The following is a 16263-nucleotide window of genomic DNA, read 5'->3' on the forward strand; positions in this document are numbered from 1 at the left end:
CCTTGCAGACAAGGCCGCAGTCAGGCTTGTAGGCGGCAAGAACCGCGGCCACCTATGAGCCAAATCACAACCAGAACGGGAGGAAAGTGTCGACGACGCCAGAGCGCACGGGCTGATCTTGCAGCCCGGGGGATCCCAGGCGGTCCCACCGACTGGCGGAGGTCCGGCGCAAAACCTTGAGCTGATTCGACGGCTGCACCAGGAACGCGATTGAAAGCGCTCCACAGACACGCGGTCCGGTTGGTCAGCTCGGTGACCTGGTTGAACACCCTGCGTCCGATGTCGCCGGCTAGACGCGAGTTCATGGCACAAACCATGGCACGCGCGTCGGCTGCCTACGGCCACCGGTAGGCCAGTTGGACTGGCATCTGACCGCCTTGGAAGTAGGCGGCATCAGCCGCAGGCGGTGACCAGTGCCGAATCCATCTCTATCAGCATCGCGGGCGCCTTCGGCGTGCCTCCCACGCGGGGCCAGCCGCATTGATGTGCCGATCATCGCGCTTCCGTCGACAAGCGCGGCACCGGTAGGGTCATTGTGTGGACCTGAGGAAGGTTGATGAGGTCGCAGTCTCGCCGCAGAGCGAGGATCGGGTGCTGATCTGGTGGCGGCAGGCCGGCGGCTGGTCGTCCTTCGCTTACGTTGACGAAGACTCCGGCTGGGTGGACCCGGGGGATGTGCTCTGGTGGCTGCTCAGTCAGGGTGCTCGGCTCGAGTTGGTGCGTCCTGCATTATCTGCTGCTTACCCTGCCTTCGATGTTGACGCGGAGGTCGACCGCGTAACGATGCCTGATCGCGCCGAGAAGCGGGCGAAGGACGAGCAGCGGAGGCGCGACGCCCGGGCCGAGTTCATGCGTGCGCGGCGCCAGCGCTGATTGTCCGGATCTGCCGCGTTTGGTGGATCGGTGACGTCTCACTGCGTCTCCTAGGTGTTTGCGGTGGCCTCCCACAGGTCGGCCAGGACCTCTGGCTCGGTCAACGGATCGAGCGGGCATCCAGGCGTTCTCGCGCCACTGTGGCAACGCCGATTGGCCTCAGCGAACCCGTGGGCGGCCGTGATGCGAGGGCATGTCGAGGACCGGTTGCGCCACCGACACCGGTTACATCAGAGTTGGTGCGTGATCACGAGCCCGGGAGACACCGTCGCGTTCGATAATCTTGGCTGGGTTGACGGAGGCGCTGTCTGGCGCTTCGACGGTGCGACTGGGACGCAGGATCGTGTTCCGGTTGGCGGCGCCACCCACCTTCGACTGTCAGCCGCGCCGGCGGCCGATTCCGTCGTTGTGGAACATGGCTTTCGTGGCCGTTTCGCGGTGTCGGTTCGCTCGTGGTCTTCGCTGGCTGAGCCTTTGGTGCGTGTTGACGTCAGCGGCTGGACTTCGAGCGTCGCTGGAGATCTCGACGCGTTTGAGGGTCATCAGCGGGTGTTCGTCAGCTACCTGGATGATGTTGCTACCGGCGCGCCCGGGTATTTCCTTGCAGAGGTGGGTGATCGGGACGTTCGGGTTCGTCGCCTCGACTGGTTCGATCACGACAGGTACGACCCTGTGTGGCAATCGGTCATGTCCGTGGTTGCGCTTCCCGGCGGGGAGTATGTGTTCGGGGTCCAGCGGTCGTCGGACCTTGTCGTGTGCGACCCGACCGATCTATCGGTGATCCGCGACGTTCCACTCGCGGGGCGTTTCGGCAATCCGGCTCCGTTCCTGCGGGCTGGCGGATCAGAGCTGTGGGCTGTCGACTACGACACCGTTGTAAGACTCGACACCGATTCGCTGACGGTTGAGGATCGCTGGCTTGGTCAGCCGCCGCAGACCCGTGGAGTATGGATGTTCCTCGGAGATGTCTGGATGCCGCGGCACGAGCGAGAACTGATGATCGCGCGGCCTGGAGCGGGCGACGTGGTGGCGATCGACGCTGAGAGCCTGCGGGTTGTGCGAAGGTGGCTAACCGGGAGGGAACCCCTGACAGTTGCCCTGCTCGACGGCCGGCTGGTAGCTCGCGACCGGAAGACGGGCGATCTGCTCACTGCCGAGACTGCGGCGTAGCCGAGGCGCCGCAGCGGGTGAGTCCCCCGCGAAGCGCAGGCTCATGCCGTGAGCGAAGCGCGACCTTGCCGATGGAGCGTGCTGTCAGTCCCCGGTTTTTGGATCGCGCGGCCGGTGTGGTGCCGCCGGCGGCGTCCCGTGCCGACGAGACGAATCGATCAGCTGGCACCGCCATCGGTGTCCGCACTGGGAACGGCTGCACTACCTGCCCCTGTGCCCGGTTGCAGCGGATTAAAAGGCTGCGCGTTGGCGTGTCATCTGCTCTCCTAAGACGTCACTGGTATCGCTGACGACCCCCGCTGACCAACTTCTCCCGCGCCAGTTGACTCCAGTTCGCGTCACGAACCGTGTCATGCCGTTGAGCGCAAACCGCAAGTCCTGCACGGTGTCGGGTTCGCCCGTCGGCGAGCGCGGCTTACGGGGTAAGCACTAATGCCCACCCGGGACGCGCCGGTCACGATATCCGGCGCTGTCGTCCGACGAGGCCGAATCCTGGTCACTTTCGGCGCCGATCGGTCGGAAACGGGTACGTCGACACCGCCTGACGGCTCAGCGAGCCAGGTACGTGGCGGTGCTCCCGGCGGGGTAGATGCCCTGCACCTTCTCGGTCGAAACAAAGCGCCGTATGGAGAGCGGCGACGCGGACGAGATCGCCCTTTGGGCGGTTCGCGCCGCGACAGCTTGGTCGATGTTGGTCTTCCACCGCGATCTTGAGAACCACGTCTGGGCGGGATACCAGCACAACACTGCGATCTACGGCATCGCCGCAGGCCAGCGCCCAAACGAGCGCCGAAGCCGAGGCGATAAGTGCGGTAAGGCCGATCTTTGAGAAGCTGGATGAAGAGGTTCTCCATGCGTGGGTCGAGGCTGGTGCCGACATTGGGCCCCGTATCGGCGTTCAGACGGTGGATGAGAACCTGCTGAAAGCCTTGGCCAAATTCCACCTCACCCAGTTCGAACGGCGCCGCAGCGAGAAACAGCTGGCCCACGAGAACCGCATGCGAGTTTGGACTTTCGTCCTCGGTGGGTTCACTGCAGGTGCTGCTGTCACCACTGCCGTAGGCGGGCTATTGAAGCTGCTCGGTGTGCTCTGACCCATCCGTCTCAGCTCGACGCCAGAGACCGGCCCCTGCATCGGACGGAAGCATCACCGTAGGGTGCTCGGCCCCGGCTGCGTGCGTCTGCCGAATTTGGCTCTTTTGGATCAAGGCGCGCCTTCGGCGCGCGGCGCGGACGTGCGCATGCGGCCTCCGGCCGTTCACCGCCCGCGCCCGCTCTCGGAGTTCTTCACCAGAGCCAAGAGCATTTGCCTCCGGCGGGGGCCTCACGACTCCGGGATGACGGGTCGATTTGGCCGGCTAGGTCGGAGTGGAGATCGGGGTGTGTCTTCCCGCCTGCCGCTCAGCCCAGTCAGGACCTCTCAGGAGCCACCAGAGGGGCCAAGGTCGTTCGTCCAGTGGGGCGCTCCACCTTGCTTGGCCCCTCTGGCGTCTCCTGATCGCGCTACGCGTGGGCTGAACGGCAGACGGGAAGACGCAGGCTCGATCATGCGCTGAGGCAGCGCCAGTATCCGGATCTGTGCCGATGGCGCCCGCCGAGCGGAGGGATCGTCCGAGGTCTCCTGTAAGGACGAGATCGTGTGATCATCCAGCAGGGGCCAAGCCAGCTGTAGCCAGTTCCGGCAGTAGAGGTCGTTGGGTGTACTCGTCGACCAGATCCTCGTAGCCTCGCTCGACCTCGCTTTCGAGCGAGTCCCACGCGCCTACCATCTCGGCGACAGTGAACGTCTTCCGCCAGCCGCGCTGGTGCAGAAGTTCGCCGACCTCGGCTTCGCTGGAAGGGTTCATTGCAGCAACTGTCTCATCTCCCGCCCGCGTCTACCGGAGGGTGTCCCTGGACCGGGGGTGAGGAGTTCGCGACGGCGGGGTTGCTACGTTAATCGGTTGCACGCCACCGAGACGGGGGTGTCAGATCCCGGCTATGACGATTGTGCTGAGTACGCCGACGGCCGACGGGGTGCGCGAGGCTATTGCGGCGCTGCGGGAGTGGCAGCACGACGAAGCGCCGATGCAGCTGCATCCCGGGGACATCGGCTGGAACTACCGGTTCGGAACGGCCGAGACGGCCGCGGTGGTCCGGACCTGGAGCCGGAACGGACGGATCCTCGCTGTCGGGATGCTGGATTCGCCGACGCTGGTGCGGATGACGGTCGCTCCTGACGCTTTCCAGGACGAGGACTTGGCGCGGCGGCTCGTCGAGGACTTCTCGCTGCCTGAGCGCGGCGTGCTGCCGGAAGGAGCGGTGTCCATCGAGGCGCCGCAGGGCCTGCTGCTCCACGACCTGTTGACCAAGGAGGGCTGGGGTGTCGGCGAGCCGTGGACGCCGCTCTTCCGCGACCTCGCCGAAGCGGTGGAGAACCCCGACGTGTGGATCAAGGCGATCGGCTTGGAGCAGGCACAGGACTTCGCCGACGTCCTGCGGTCCGCGTTCAACACCACGAGGCCCACGCGCGAGTACCGGCACGAGATGTCCGCGGGACCGTTCTACGCCGACGCCCGATGCCTGGGTGCTTACGACGACCAGGGCAACCCCGCGGCGGTGGTGACGGTCTGGTCGGCCGGCCCGGGGAAGCCGGGACTGGTCGAGCCGATGGGCGTCCATGCGGACCACCGCGGCTGCGGCTATGGCCGGGCGATCACGGTCGCCGGGGCGGCCGCACTGCGGGAGATGGGCTCGTCGAGCGTGCGCGTGTGCACGCCGAGCTCTAACGTCGGCGGCGTCGCGACGTACAAGGCGGCCGGGTTCGCGGCGAGGCCGGAGATCGCCGACCGGATCCGGAAGGTCTGACGTCGGGGTCTCCCGGACCATCTCACCATGCGGCAGCACCACGTACGGCGGCCGTGCGCGGCAGAGCCTCGTGCGGCAGCCGTACGAGGTGCTCTGCTCTCGACTCGATCGAACGTCCACTGCTCCAACTCCGAGGGAGTCCGGCCGACGAGGGCGGTTCCATCCGTCATCCGCATAGCGCATACCAACGACGTACTGCGCAAATGACCGTCCGTCAGCCGTACAAACCAGCCAACCACCTCGAAGCGCCGAAATCAGTAACAGACGGCATGGACTGCCGTGGACGGCCGGAGCGAGTTCGGGTCGGGTTCACGCTCAGCGCTCGATAGCAGGTACCCCCGCGTGGACCGCCAGAGATGGCCGGTCAGCAACTTTGAATCTTAGGGTTCGTGCCCCCGAGGTGCCCTGAAGGCCCTGAACAGCCGTCAACGACCCCCGGCCACTGAGCACGATCAATGCTCAAGGTCGGGGGTCGTCGCGGGGTTGGGGCTGAGGGCAACGGACTCGTCATGAGAAGTCGTGAGTTCTAATCCGTCTGTTCCAGTCAGAGGCATAGGGGGATCGGCAGGTCGGCGGTTACATATTCGCCTGACTTCACCCGAACGGGGATCGGCGCAATCCCTGGGCCTTTGATGTCGTAATTGCCCGGTGCCAGTTCGAACTCGTATTGCTGATGATCCTTGTCGCTACGGAAGGTTTGGCGCCTCACCAGGTTGCCGTTCTGATACACCTCCACTACCCGACTCGGCGTGAGATTGTGATCTGGCCCTGGGCCGTAACACGATGGCAGCAAGCCGCCGGCTGTGCCGGGACCGCTGGGCTGGGCGGCGCACGCCGCGAGCGTGAGAGCGGCCACACCGGCAAATACCGATGCTGCCAGACGTGACCGCCGTCCTTCGTGCCTCATGTCGCCGCCCCGATCCTGGAACCAGTGCTTTCTCCCTATACGCTGCCATGCTCAGTCTCGTTGTCCCATAGCGCAGTACCGCGCCCGCGCTCCCATCGAGGTCGCTCGGCTTTCACAAGGACGTGCCCCTGAGATGCCCCCGAAGGGCCCCTGAACAGCCAGCAACGACCGCCGACCCCTGAGTACGATCAGCGCTCCCGGTCGGCGGCCCGGCACGGGGAGGCGCTAAATGGAACGGACTCGTATTGAGACGGTCGTCGGTTCGATTCCGACGGGCGGCTCATAGAGAAACCGCGGGCACGCCGTACTTGACCTGGGGTTCCGTGCGTCTGGGGCCGGATCTAGCTAACAGATCTGCTAACACGGTGCCTGCCTTCGTCGCCGCCGATCGGAGGCTCACCGGGTGGCGACCATGAGCGCGATGACGCCGAAGTTCATCCGGATGACTGTCGGGCCTGCTCCAGGTTCGACTGGTGGGGGCCGGAGAGCCAGTCTTGACCCAGACGGGCGTCGACCGGTTCCTCTCCTCGCCGTAGCGCGTCGATGTAGGCACGATCGGCGGCCAGGCGGGCCGCCACCTCGGGACCCTCGGCAACGGCCCCGTGGCCGGGGACCAGGACATCGGCGTGCCGGGCGGCCTCACCGAGCCGGTCGAGTGCCGTCTCGTAGGCGCCCACCTGATCGGGGCGGCGAGGGTCGAGGAGCGGGATCAGGACGTCGGAGAGCATGTCGCCGGCGAGCAGGACGCCACGGTCCGCGAGGAGGACCGCGGCGTGGCCAATGGCGTGCGCCTGATGCTCGACGATCTCGCCCGGCACGGGTCCCCCGTCCGCGGGCAGCGGGGTGAGGAGCCCGATCAGCTCGACAGGGATGCCCGACGCGCTCTCCGCCGCCATCGTCTGCGCCCGATCTCGGGCTTCACTGGCAGCCTGGGCGCCGCCGGGGGTGGCGTAGCGCGGCACGTCGCCGAACCGGGAGTGCCAGAGCAGGTGGTCCCAGTGGGGATGGGTGGAGAACCCGGCGACCACCGGAATGCCGAGCCGGTCCACGTCCTCGGCGAGCTGGTTCAGATCGGAACCGTCGATGCCGGGATCGACCAGGATCAACCCACCCTCCCCGCGCACCACGATGGCATTGCTCCAGACCCACTCGCTCTGCCGGACCCAGACGCCGTCGGCCACCTGATTCAGCATCCGTTCACTTTGTCAGGTGTCTCCGACCGGCGCGAGTTGCAACGCCACGCCCTTCGGGTCCGGATTGGGGACCGGCGGTGGTCCCCGAACGCACTCACATAGCTCCCTTCTGTTGCTCAGGTTGTCAAGGGCTGTGTCCGGGGAGCCTTCGATGGTGCGTCGGCGCTGGTCGGTGTCAACGTCGTTCGTCTGGTGGGGCGCTCCACGTTGACGCCTCCGGCGCGCCGACGCGAGTGGGGCGGCTGGCCCCGGATCGCGGTGGGTTCTCGGCCGGGGGCGGGACGGGTAGCCTCACGGGTGCGGGTCCGGGAAGTGGCTTGTCCGAAGCGCCGACGTCCGGGGTCAGGTCGGTCACGCTGGATTGCAGAGTCGTCCCCGAGTGCCAGTCTGGGAGAATTACCTGGTCGCCCAAGCTGCCCAGGCTGCGCTGGGTCTTATCCCGACAAACGTGCACGCCATGGGCGTCGAGGTTCGGGGAACGAATGTCGCCTTGGTTGCGCAAGTCCCGCTTGACGCTCCCGAGGGCGACGAAGACATCGAGGACATCGTTGATGAGTTGAGCGATCTTGTCGGGCTCGACGTAGAGGTATCCGCACGCTTCGACGCCAGGCTAGAGCGTCGTCTGGATCCATACGACGGCGTGCGCTCCGAGCTGGGCTACCTGCCGTGGCCGCTGTCCTGGCCCTCAGCCCATGTCCTCACCTATCTCGGTGCGAACGTCGTCAGCGGCGGCGGTTCGCCGACGCATCGCACGACGCGAAGTGTCTGGGCTGTGCACCGAGCCTCGCCGGATGGGAAGTCTGGGCAGGAGGGCGGGGACGCGGGCGGCGTAGTCGTCGTAGGACGCTCCAAACGTGTTGCGGAGGTCGCGCTCCTCGAACCTGATCCCAACGGCGATGTAGCCGGTCGCGGCGAGGGCGAAGAGAAGATGCGATGCGCCCATCCGTGGTGTCGCCCAGAAGGCCAGCACCAGCCCCGTCATCAACGGGTGCCGCACGACGGCGAAGAGACCGCCGACATATAGGTCAGAGGGGAGACCGGGGTCTCGAGCGGCCGTCCATCCGGCCTGCCGCAGCCCAACGAGTTCGAGGTGATCGATCGCGAACGTTGCGGTGATCGCCAGCGCCCAACCGGCAGCGAAGAGTGACCAGGCGATGACCGTGACCGCGCCCTCGGCGTGCCAGATCTGCTCACCCCAGGGTTGCCAGAGCACCAGCAGCAGCACGAGGCAGATGTCTGTGGCGAGCACGTAGGAAGTGCGTTCGAGCGCCGTCGGGATCAGCCGACTCAGCCATGACTTCACCTGACGACGCGCCATCACCGAGTGCTGGACGGCGAAGAACAGCAGGAGCGCCAGGTCGATGGCGACCGCGCGAGCGGTAGTCGTGCGGTCGGGCCCGTCGACGGTCCTGGGGACGACCACGCCGGCGAGGAAGGCCATCGTCCACACGGTGACAACGACGAACCCCAACCAGGCGGCGGCCGAGAGGAGGAGATGGGCAGGGCGTCTGGACATGTCTCCATGCTGCGGGGTGGCCGTCCCCGGCGCAGCCGTGGAATTACCTCACTTGTGCGGTTGGCGCGCGACGTACCAGGCTGCGACTTGGGAACGAGATCTGAACCCGAGCCGCAGCCGGATCCGCTCGAGGTGCGACTCGGCGGATCGTTCGGTGATGCCCAGACGGTCGGCCAACTGGCGGTTTGTGAGGCCGTCCGCCACGAGGGCCGCGACTTCTGTCTGGCGGGCGGTGAGTCCCGTGGGAACGGTCCTTCGTAGCCGTGGCAGTCCGAGGAAGCGTCGCACCTGTTCGACCAGCGACTCCACATCCCCGATGGCGGGAAGGTGCGAGCGACCCACGAGCTCCACGAGCTGGGCACCCGGGATCGCGTCGGCGAGCGCCCTGCTCTGGTCGAACGGAGCGGCTCGGTCTCCGCTCCGGTGCAGCACCAGCGTCGGCGCCTGCACCCGCGCGAGGCTCGGAAGCACGTCCAGGGCGTAAGCGAGACGCAACAAGGCGACCGCTGTCTCGGGCGAGGAGGCTGCGCGCTGGTAGCGGGCGAGCGCGAGGCGGGTGCCGGCATCAGCCTCGGGTGCGAAGAGATCGGTGAGCAGGTCTGATCCCAGACCCCAGTGAGAGGCAAGCAGCCCGAGCATGTGCCTCTTGCTGTCCTCGTCGCCGATGGCGTCACCGGTCGCCCAGCCGCCGTACAGCACCAGACGCGAAACCTTCTCCGGGTGATCGGCGGCCCACTGCGCGGCCACCGCCGCCCCAAGCGACCAGCCCAGAACCTCACAGCGGGTGACGCCAAGCGCCTCGGTCACCGCGGCGATCGTGGCAAGCTCGAGCGCCATCGTGCGAGGGCCGTCGTATGCGTCCGAGAGGCCACAACCAGGGCGGTCGTAGCGCACCAACGTGCGGCCCGACGACAGCGACTCGTGGAACATGCGCTCGGCGGGGATGGCCCATCCGAGCTCGAGATGACTGAGCCATCCCGGCGCAACCAGCAGGAACGGCCCGCTGCCTGTCAGGGCATAGGCCACCCGCCCGCCATCGGCCAAGTGCGCCATCCCCAGGCGCTGTTCCTGTGCAACCACGACACCAGTGAACAGCAGTGAGGTCGCGATTGGCTCAAGGGTCTTGGCCGGCACCGCCCCTACCGCAGCTCATCGGCATGTGCGCGGATCGCGGCCGGTGAGTGCACGTTGGCCTTGGGCGACCCGAGAATGCTCAACCTCTGCGGGATGGCGGCGTGGTGGTCGGTGAAGAACCCGGTCAACGCCTCCTGCAGCGCGGTGGTCTTGGCGCGCAGCCGGCCCTGGCCATCGCCGCGAGTACGGTCGGGTCGCGCTGGCCGGGGATCAGCGCGTGCATCGTCCAACTTGTAAGGCGATGGTCGGTGTTAGCTGCTCTGGCTGGCCTGCCTTGATTTTCGACCCGCCGACTGGTCGTGCGTAGCCCGGTACCCCTGCCATCCGAGCATCTGCGCGTCACGAGCGCCTACGGCGTCGCAAGCGTTCGAGCAGGCTCGATGGTCCTCAGAGGGTCGTGCGACTAGTGAGTGCGGCCGGGTCGGCCGTTGGGTGTGGCCACCCCGCCCGGCCCAGCGCCAGGAACGCTTAGCCGTCGAAGCCGGGCCTCTCAGAGCCCTGAGGTCGCGCAACGCCACCGCCCCACCAACCCAGCGAAGGGTTCGGCGAGGCGGCGGCCAATCGTCGTCAGTCGTGGCAGTGCGTGAAGAAGAACTCCGTTCCGTTCGGCGTTGCGTTGAAGTGGTCGGTGACGTGGTTGCTGAACGTCGAGCCGTCCGACCCCGTCCCGCGGATGTTGAAGGTGAAGGTGCCGTTCACCGCGCCGCCGTTGGCGTTGAAGCCGCCCCAGACCGTGAGCTTGCCGCTGTAGCTGGGCAGGCTCGGGTCCTCGAGCGGTACGGCGACGAACGTGCCGGTGTCGGTGAAGGTCTCGTGGCTGCGACCGTCGTCGAACGCGGTGATGTGAGAGATCCGGTTGACGGTGGTCGTGACGGTGTACAGCGGCCCGCCACCCTCGCAGGTGGGCACGACGTCTACGAAGGTCTCGACGACGTTCTTCTCGGTGACAGTCTCGGTCATGGGCGGCTGCGCGAACGCCGGCGCGGCGATCAGCAGCAGTCCTGTGGTCAGCAGACCGGCAAACAAGCGACGGAACATGTGTTCCCCCCATTCGATCGGAAGCATGCCCTGCCTGATCAGGGCACCTCAGGTTATGCGCGGCAGTCCGAGCCCCCCTCGCATGCGACGCGCCCCTTCATGTTGCTCCGATGCTCTGCGCCTGTCCAGGCATCCGCAGAGCCATACCCAGCGTCACTCCGTGGCCACAATCGACCGGTCTGTGGTAGTGCTGGCACGACCGCGCACGGGTGATCGGATGGCACGTTTGAGGTGATCGCTCGGCACGCTCCCAGGCCGTTATGCGGCGGCGCAGGAATCGAAAGCTGCGCAGCACGTCGAACCCATAGCTGCGCAACCAAGAACTCAGCCGCGGAAAATCGCCAAGCCGCGCGACCAACTGGCCGCTGCTCACGGCGAACTCAGGGCAGTCGAGTTCGGGCGACAAGTTGCCCATGGCCACAGTGTCACCCTGTCCGAGCTCAGATGAGATTGCGGCGCGCGGCGGCCAGCAGGTCAACCACGCCGTTGTGGACATGTCCACAACGCTCACGGCCAAGCAATACAGCACAACCCAGCATCCGGCTCAAGATAAACGGCGAGCTCGTCATCGTCGCCGCGGACGGCCGGATCGGGTTCGGCGCCTTGCAGCGGCGCCTCGTCACGTCGCCGGCCATGGCGCGCAACCTGGTCGCCACAGTGCCGGCCTCCTACGTCGGCTTCGACTTGCTGGCGATCGGCGGCGTCGACCTACGCACCCAACGATGGACCGTGCGCCGGCGCCACCGTCCCACCTTCTCTCAGGTGCGGTACGACGGAAGGCGATCGGCGCGCCGGTCGTCCCGGAGGGCTGCGCGCGGTTGGTGATCGACGATGTGCCCAGCGCGACTCATCGACGACCTCAGCACAGTTCGGACGCAGAGGCGCGTGAGGTCCGATGCTCAAGGGGCTTGACGCTGCTCTCGCAGGGCTGTTCGACGAAGCAACAAGTCGCTACTGTCGAGGACAGAGAGAGGGGAATCGGCTGGCGTCGTAAGCGCTCGCTGTCAAGATGGCCTCTGCGAGGGGGTTGCTTTTGCCGCCTCGGGACGGTCCTGGCTGGCACTCCTTCCTGCCGGCCTGCTGGTCTCCTAGGTTGTGAGGTGCATCGATCATGAAGCGTTTCCGCATCGCGTGCGCGCTTTCGGTGCTGGCAGTGTCGCTGTCGTTGGTGAGCCCGGTGCCAGCCAACGCCACGTTCCCCGCGAGGAACGGGCTGATCGCGTTTGGTGCCGACACCGGCAGCGGCACTCAGCTCTTCACCGTCGGGCGGAACGGCCACGACCTGCGGCAGATCACACACGGCCCCGGCGAGGCCACGACACCCGACTGGTCCGCTGATGGAGAGTGGCTGGCCTACTCGCTCGACGAGTGCACGATCGCCCTCGTCCGTGCGGATGGGACCGATCAGCGCGTCATCCCGTCGCAGACTCCCGAAGGGTGCGAGACCGATCCGGCGTTCACACCCGACGGCAACCATCTGGTCTTCGAGCGCTTCGACGCGATCGCGGACGACGACGCGATCTGGATCATGGACCTCAACGGCAACGGTCGTCGCCGCATCGGTACAGGTCCGGGCGGCGCCGCAACCCCGGAGGTTTCACCTGACGGTCGGACGATCACCTTCCTGTCGTTCACCCCGAATGACCTGACTGCTCTGTTCGCGATGAGCATCGGCGGAGGAGCCGCCCGGCAGGTCACGCCCACCCTGTACGGGATCGCGTTCAAGCACGACTGGGCGCCCGATGGCTCCCGGCTCGTGATGAGCGACAATGCCGACGACTTCGATCACCCGGCGAACCTCGTGACGATCCGCCCCGACGGGACCGGTCTGCGCTACCTGACGGACCTGCAGACCCCCGATCAGAGGGCCCTCGCCGGTGGCTACTCGCCGGACGGCAAGTGGATCACCTATCGGCTCGAGCACGGAGATCAGAACGCGTTGATGATCGTGCGTACCGACGGCCAGGGAGCGCACGCGGTCCTGCCGTTCTCGTCGTTCAGGCCGCGGTTCATCGACTGGGGACCCGCGGCGAAGTGACGAGGCCTGCTCGGTTGCGTCGGCCCGGGCCGACATGCTCCCTGCTACCCCGGGGCCGCGAGCCGATGCCGTCATCGCGCAGATCAACGATCTCACCGAGGCAATTCGCGCCAGCTAGGTAGCTGTGACCGTCTCGCGGCCGGGTAGTCACAACCGGCGTACCGAAAAGTCCTCGGAAGAAAATCCGGGAGGCGGTGTCGGAGCGGGACCGATGTGTTCGTAGCAGGAGTGAGCGGCCGCCCACGAGGGCGCCCCACCGTACTCAAGGAGAGCATCATGACCGCTACCTACACCTTCGACGTCTTTTCCAGCCTGGACGGCTACGGCGCCGCCAGCGCCAACTGGGGCGGCTACTGGGGCAAGCAAGGCCCGGAGTTGCTCGACCACCGCCTCGCCTTGTACGGCGAGGAGCAGCGGATGGTCCTCGGGGCCAACACGTATCGGGCATTCGCGCGGATGCTGGCATCGAGCACCGAGGAGTCCGAGGTGCGTGACCCATGGGTCACCCGGATGAGAAACCTGCCGACAACGGTGGTGTCGACCACCCTTGAAGGACCCCTCGACTGGCCGGACGCGACCCTTGTGAGCGGCGATGCCGTCGACGTCGTGGCCCGGCTCAAGGAGGAGTCCGAGGTGCCGTTGCGCTCGCACGGCAGCCTGTCGCTGAACCGGGCGCTGATGGCGGCCGGTCTGGTCGATCGCGTCCAGGTGACGCTCTTCCCTGTGATCACCGGTCAGACCGGAGTGGACCCGATCTTCCAGGGTGCGGCCGATTTCGACCTCGAGCTGATCGAGAGCCGGACGCTCGACGGCCACATCCAAGAGCTCATCTACCGGCCCACCCTGCATGTCTAGATGTGGTCATGCCGACCTCAAGCTCGCCCTCATGCCCCGCGGTGTACGGCGGCGTCAGTCGCGCCGGAGCGGGTTGGGTGATGCCTCGTCGGGGCGAGCGGATACTCGGCGCATGACGGCCAAGGCAGCAATTTCGGCAGAACTTGCGTGTCTCAAGCATGATGCTCATTAATCGCGGTGCGAGGTGTCGTGCGTGCTTGGGTCCTGTGGTCGTCCTCATCGGATTTGCTCTATCGGCGTGTGGGACCGCGGTAGTGAATCCGTCGGTGCCGACCCGTACCGGGTGGGCTCTGTCAACGGCCGTGGTTGGTGCTCAGGGCAACGGACTCTGGTGAGGCGGCAGGCTGCTCGATGCGTTGCGCCGTCTCTCCATGCCCTGACTGGTCGGGCCGGCGTGCAACGATGTCGGCATGAGCGAGGGGATCGTCGTCGTCGCGTACGACGATGCGTGGCCGGCGATCTTCGCCGAGGTCGGAGTACGGCTACGTCGAGAAATTGGGGACACGGCCCAACGCATCGACCACATCGGGTCGACGGCGGTGATCGGTCTCGACGCGAAACCGATTGTCGACATCCAGATCTCGGTCGCCTCGTTCGAACCGCTCGACGCGTTCCGGGCTCCGATCGAGCGGGCCGGGTTCATCCACCGCCCGGACAACCCCGAGCGCACCAAGCGGTACTTCCGCGAGCGGCCCGGCGAGCGCCGTACCCACATCCATGTAAGGCGCGCGGGCTCCTTCTCCGAGCAGTTCTCACTCTTGTTCCGGGAGTTCCTTCGCTCCCATCCCGACCACGCTCAGAAGTACGCCGAACTGAAACGTCGACTGGCGAAGCAGTACTCGTCCCCAGAACAGCGTTCCGACTACGTGGAAGCGAAGACGCCCTTCATCTGGCACACCATCCACCTCGCTGCCGAGTGGGCACAGTCGACTGGATGGGAACCCCCACTATCCGACTGCTGACGACATCTCGGAAGGGGAGGGGTGCGTCTTCCCGTCTGCAGTTCAGCCCAGTCGCGACCCCTGGGTCTACAGCGGCGGCGCGCCACGAGCGGCGGTACCGGCAAAACTGGCGTCGATTACCGAGTTGCCGTCGAGCTAGCAGCTAGCGAGGCTGTGGTGAGGTTGTTGGCGTCTCCCATTCGTCGAGGGAGTGCCTGTTTCTCTGCCGGATGCGTGATCGGTACCGCGTTGAGGTCGACCGACATCAGCCAGTCGAACAAGACGACGGCGTCAGCCCTCCAGAGCTCCAAGCGAACCTTCGGCAAAGACGGATCCATGGTGCGAATCATGCGGCACGACGTCCGCACATGAAGCATCTGGCGCGGCTGACCGTCGCCTCTTGCCCGTCTTGGACACCACTCGTGAATGTGCAGTGCGACGTGCTGGTTGTCGACACTTGTCCACGGTCTGCGTGCGTGCGAGCGTCGTACTCATGGGGACTGGCATTGGCAGCACGCCGCCGCTCCAGACCAAGGGGCGGCCCTCGTCCATGGTTCGGCACCGCCAGGGGCTGGTCATTGGGTTGGTCGTCCTGGTGGCGTTGTACGCCGTCGCATGCGGTGGCACGGCACCCTCGGAGTCGGGCTCTGTCGCTGGGCCTACGTCACCCGCGTCCGCGTCTGAGTCGCGGCCGAGTTCGCCACTACCGGCAGCAGGCGCCGCGCAGATCGTCAGTGCTCACCAGGTGGGGGGCCGCACCTGGGACCTGACAGTGCGGTCGCCGGCGGTCGGTACCGACGTCTACGTGCGGTTGCTGCTTCCCAGCCGATTCACCAACGCCCCGGATCGACGATGGCCGGCGCTGTACCTGCTTCACGGATGCTGTGACAGTTACGTCAGCTGGACCAGGTCCACTGACATCGAGCAGCTCTCGAGAGACCTGGACGCTCTAGTCGTGATGCCGGATGGCGGATGGGCAGGGTTCTACTCCGACTGGATATCCGGACCGCACTGGGAGACCTTCCACCTTCTGGAGCTGCCGAGTCTGCTCAAGGAGCGTTATCGGGCCAATGACCGGCGCGTTGTCGCGGGGGTCTCGATGGGCGGGCTCGGGTCGCTGAGTTATGCCGCCCGCCACCCGGGAATGTTCACCGTCGCCGCCTCCTTCAGTGGCGTCGTCAACACCCGCCTTGCCGCAGCGGAGTCGCAGGCGTACCTAGGGCTGCTGCAGTCACAAGGCGAGGATCCGCACGGGCTGTGGGGAGATCCGGACGCCGACGTGGACGTCTGGCGGGCGCACAACCCGTATGACCTCGCGGAGAAGCTCGCAGGCACTCGGCTGTACATCTCCGCTGGATCGGGCCAACCGGGGCCCCTCGACTCGGCTGGCGCGACCTTCGACCAGACCGAGAGCGCACTCCGAGCGGAGAACGAAGTGTTCGTCAAGCGCGTGCGTGAACTCCACCTCGACGCCCAGATTGACCTGTATTCACCCGGCACCCACAACTGGGTCTACTGGCAGCGAGAACTCCACAAGGCCTGGCCGCTGCTCAGCGACGGACTCCACGACGGCTGACAAGCTGGCATGCTCGGTCCCTCTGTGTCGTCTGGCTTTCACCGCAGCGCTCGCTCTGGGCTGGGTGGTCGTGGACGCCCCTATGGAGTCGGACGATGATGAGCTGGCTGGGATCGTGCGCCAGGCGTGCGTTGAGCAGGTGCAGCATTGACGGACGTGCCCGGATCCCTCTGAA

General features: G+C 66.3%; 18 protein-coding genes. 9 read left to right on the plus strand and 9 right to left on the minus strand.

The genetic code is table 11. The features are described from left to right. Positions 1-537 precede the first annotated feature (537 nt). From EV644_RS18045 to EV644_RS18060, 4 genes are all read left to right on the plus strand, one after another. Positions 538-873, plus strand: coding sequence for a hypothetical protein (locus EV644_RS18045; protein ID WP_132189464.1), 336 nt, complete (start codon positions 538-540; stop codon positions 871-873). Positions 874-1116: 243 nt separating this feature from the next. Next, a complete protein-coding gene (locus EV644_RS18050; protein ID WP_132189465.1) occupies positions 1117-2043 on the plus strand; it encodes a YncE family protein in 927 nt (308 codons plus the stop codon). Between the two features lie 625 nt (positions 2044-2668). After that, entirely contained in the window at positions 2669-2872 is a 204-nt protein-coding gene (locus EV644_RS18055; RefSeq protein WP_132189466.1) for a hypothetical protein, read from the plus strand. A gap of 76 nt (positions 2873-2948) precedes the next feature. Next, positions 2949-3137 (plus strand): hypothetical protein, encoded by a 189-nt coding sequence (locus tag EV644_RS18060; protein ID WP_132189467.1) that lies wholly within the window; start codon positions 2949-2951, stop codon positions 3135-3137. Positions 3138-3686: 549 nt separating this feature from the next. On the opposite strand, the gene EV644_RS18065 is transcribed toward EV644_RS18060, so the two are convergent. Continuing rightward, positions 3687-3890: a hypothetical protein gene (locus EV644_RS18065; RefSeq protein ID WP_199239884.1), complete on the minus strand. Its 204-nt coding sequence runs from the start codon at positions 3888-3890 to the stop codon at positions 3687-3689. 133 nt (positions 3891-4023) lie between these two features. Here EV644_RS18065 and EV644_RS18070 point away from each other — a divergent pair, with 133 nt between their 5' ends. After that, positions 4024-4890 carry a GNAT family N-acetyltransferase gene (locus tag EV644_RS18070; protein WP_132189468.1) on the plus strand — a complete coding sequence of 289 codons (867 nt, stop codon included), beginning with the start codon at positions 4024-4026 and terminating at the stop codon, positions 4888-4890. A gap of 544 nt (positions 4891-5434) precedes the next feature. Here the strand turns inward: EV644_RS18070 and EV644_RS18075 are convergent. From EV644_RS18075 to EV644_RS18115, 8 genes are all read right to left on the minus strand, one after another. Next, positions 5435-5620 carry a hypothetical protein gene (locus tag EV644_RS18075; RefSeq protein ID WP_132189469.1) on the minus strand — a complete coding sequence of 62 codons (186 nt, stop codon included), beginning with the start codon at positions 5618-5620 and terminating at the stop codon, positions 5435-5437. A gap of 611 nt (positions 5621-6231) precedes the next feature. Beyond that, entirely contained in the window at positions 6232-6990 is a 759-nt protein-coding gene (locus tag EV644_RS18080; protein ID WP_132189470.1) for an MBL fold metallo-hydrolase, read from the minus strand. 685 nt (positions 6991-7675) lie between these two features. Beyond that, a complete protein-coding gene (locus EV644_RS18090) occupies positions 7676-8506 on the minus strand; it encodes a methyltransferase family protein (protein ID WP_132189472.1) in 831 nt (276 codons plus the stop codon). A gap of 48 nt (positions 8507-8554) precedes the next feature. Beyond that, positions 8555-9586, minus strand: coding sequence for an alpha/beta fold hydrolase (locus EV644_RS18095; protein WP_241998330.1), 1032 nt, complete (start codon positions 9584-9586; stop codon positions 8555-8557). 59 nt (positions 9587-9645) lie between these two features. Beyond that, entirely contained in the window at positions 9646-9870 is a 225-nt protein-coding gene (locus tag EV644_RS45400; RefSeq protein ID WP_199239885.1) for a hypothetical protein, read from the minus strand. Between the two features lie 337 nt (positions 9871-10207). After that, positions 10208-10678, minus strand: a complete 471-nt coding sequence (locus EV644_RS18105; RefSeq protein ID WP_132189473.1) for a hypothetical protein — start codon at positions 10676-10678, stop codon at positions 10208-10210. 97 nt (positions 10679-10775) lie between these two features. Continuing rightward, positions 10776-11093 (minus strand): hypothetical protein, encoded by a 318-nt coding sequence (locus EV644_RS18110; protein ID WP_132189474.1) that lies wholly within the window; start codon positions 11091-11093, stop codon positions 10776-10778. Positions 11094-11118: 25 nt separating this feature from the next. Continuing rightward, the gene (locus EV644_RS18115; RefSeq protein WP_132189475.1) at positions 11119-11313 is read right to left on the minus strand and encodes a hypothetical protein; all 195 of its coding nucleotides are present in this window, start codon (positions 11311-11313) and stop codon (positions 11119-11121) included. A 476-nt stretch (positions 11314-11789) separates the two neighbouring features. On the opposite strand from EV644_RS18115, the gene EV644_RS18120 reads away from it, so the two are divergent. The 4 genes from EV644_RS18120 (at position 11790) to EV644_RS18140 (ending at position 16088) form a co-directional block, all read left to right on the plus strand. After that, positions 11790-12716, plus strand: a complete 927-nt coding sequence (locus EV644_RS18120; protein ID WP_132189476.1) for a TolB family protein — start codon at positions 11790-11792, stop codon at positions 12714-12716. 276 nt (positions 12717-12992) lie between these two features. Then, the gene (locus EV644_RS18125) at positions 12993-13571 is read left to right on the plus strand and encodes a dihydrofolate reductase family protein (RefSeq protein WP_132189477.1); all 579 of its coding nucleotides are present in this window, start codon (positions 12993-12995) and stop codon (positions 13569-13571) included. Positions 13572-13981: 410 nt separating this feature from the next. Next, entirely contained in the window at positions 13982-14533 is a 552-nt protein-coding gene (locus EV644_RS18130; RefSeq protein ID WP_132189478.1) for a GrpB family protein, read from the plus strand. Positions 14534-15062: 529 nt separating this feature from the next. Next, on the plus strand, positions 15063-16088 hold the full coding sequence (locus EV644_RS18140) for an alpha/beta hydrolase (protein ID WP_241998404.1): 1026 nt from the start codon (positions 15063-15065) through the stop codon (positions 16086-16088). Positions 16089-16263 lie beyond the last annotated feature (175 nt).

It is taken from the genome of Kribbella orskensis, assembly GCF_004342085.1.
In the GTDB taxonomy this organism is placed as follows: domain Bacteria; phylum Actinomycetota; class Actinomycetes; order Propionibacteriales; family Kribbellaceae; genus Kribbella; species Kribbella orskensis.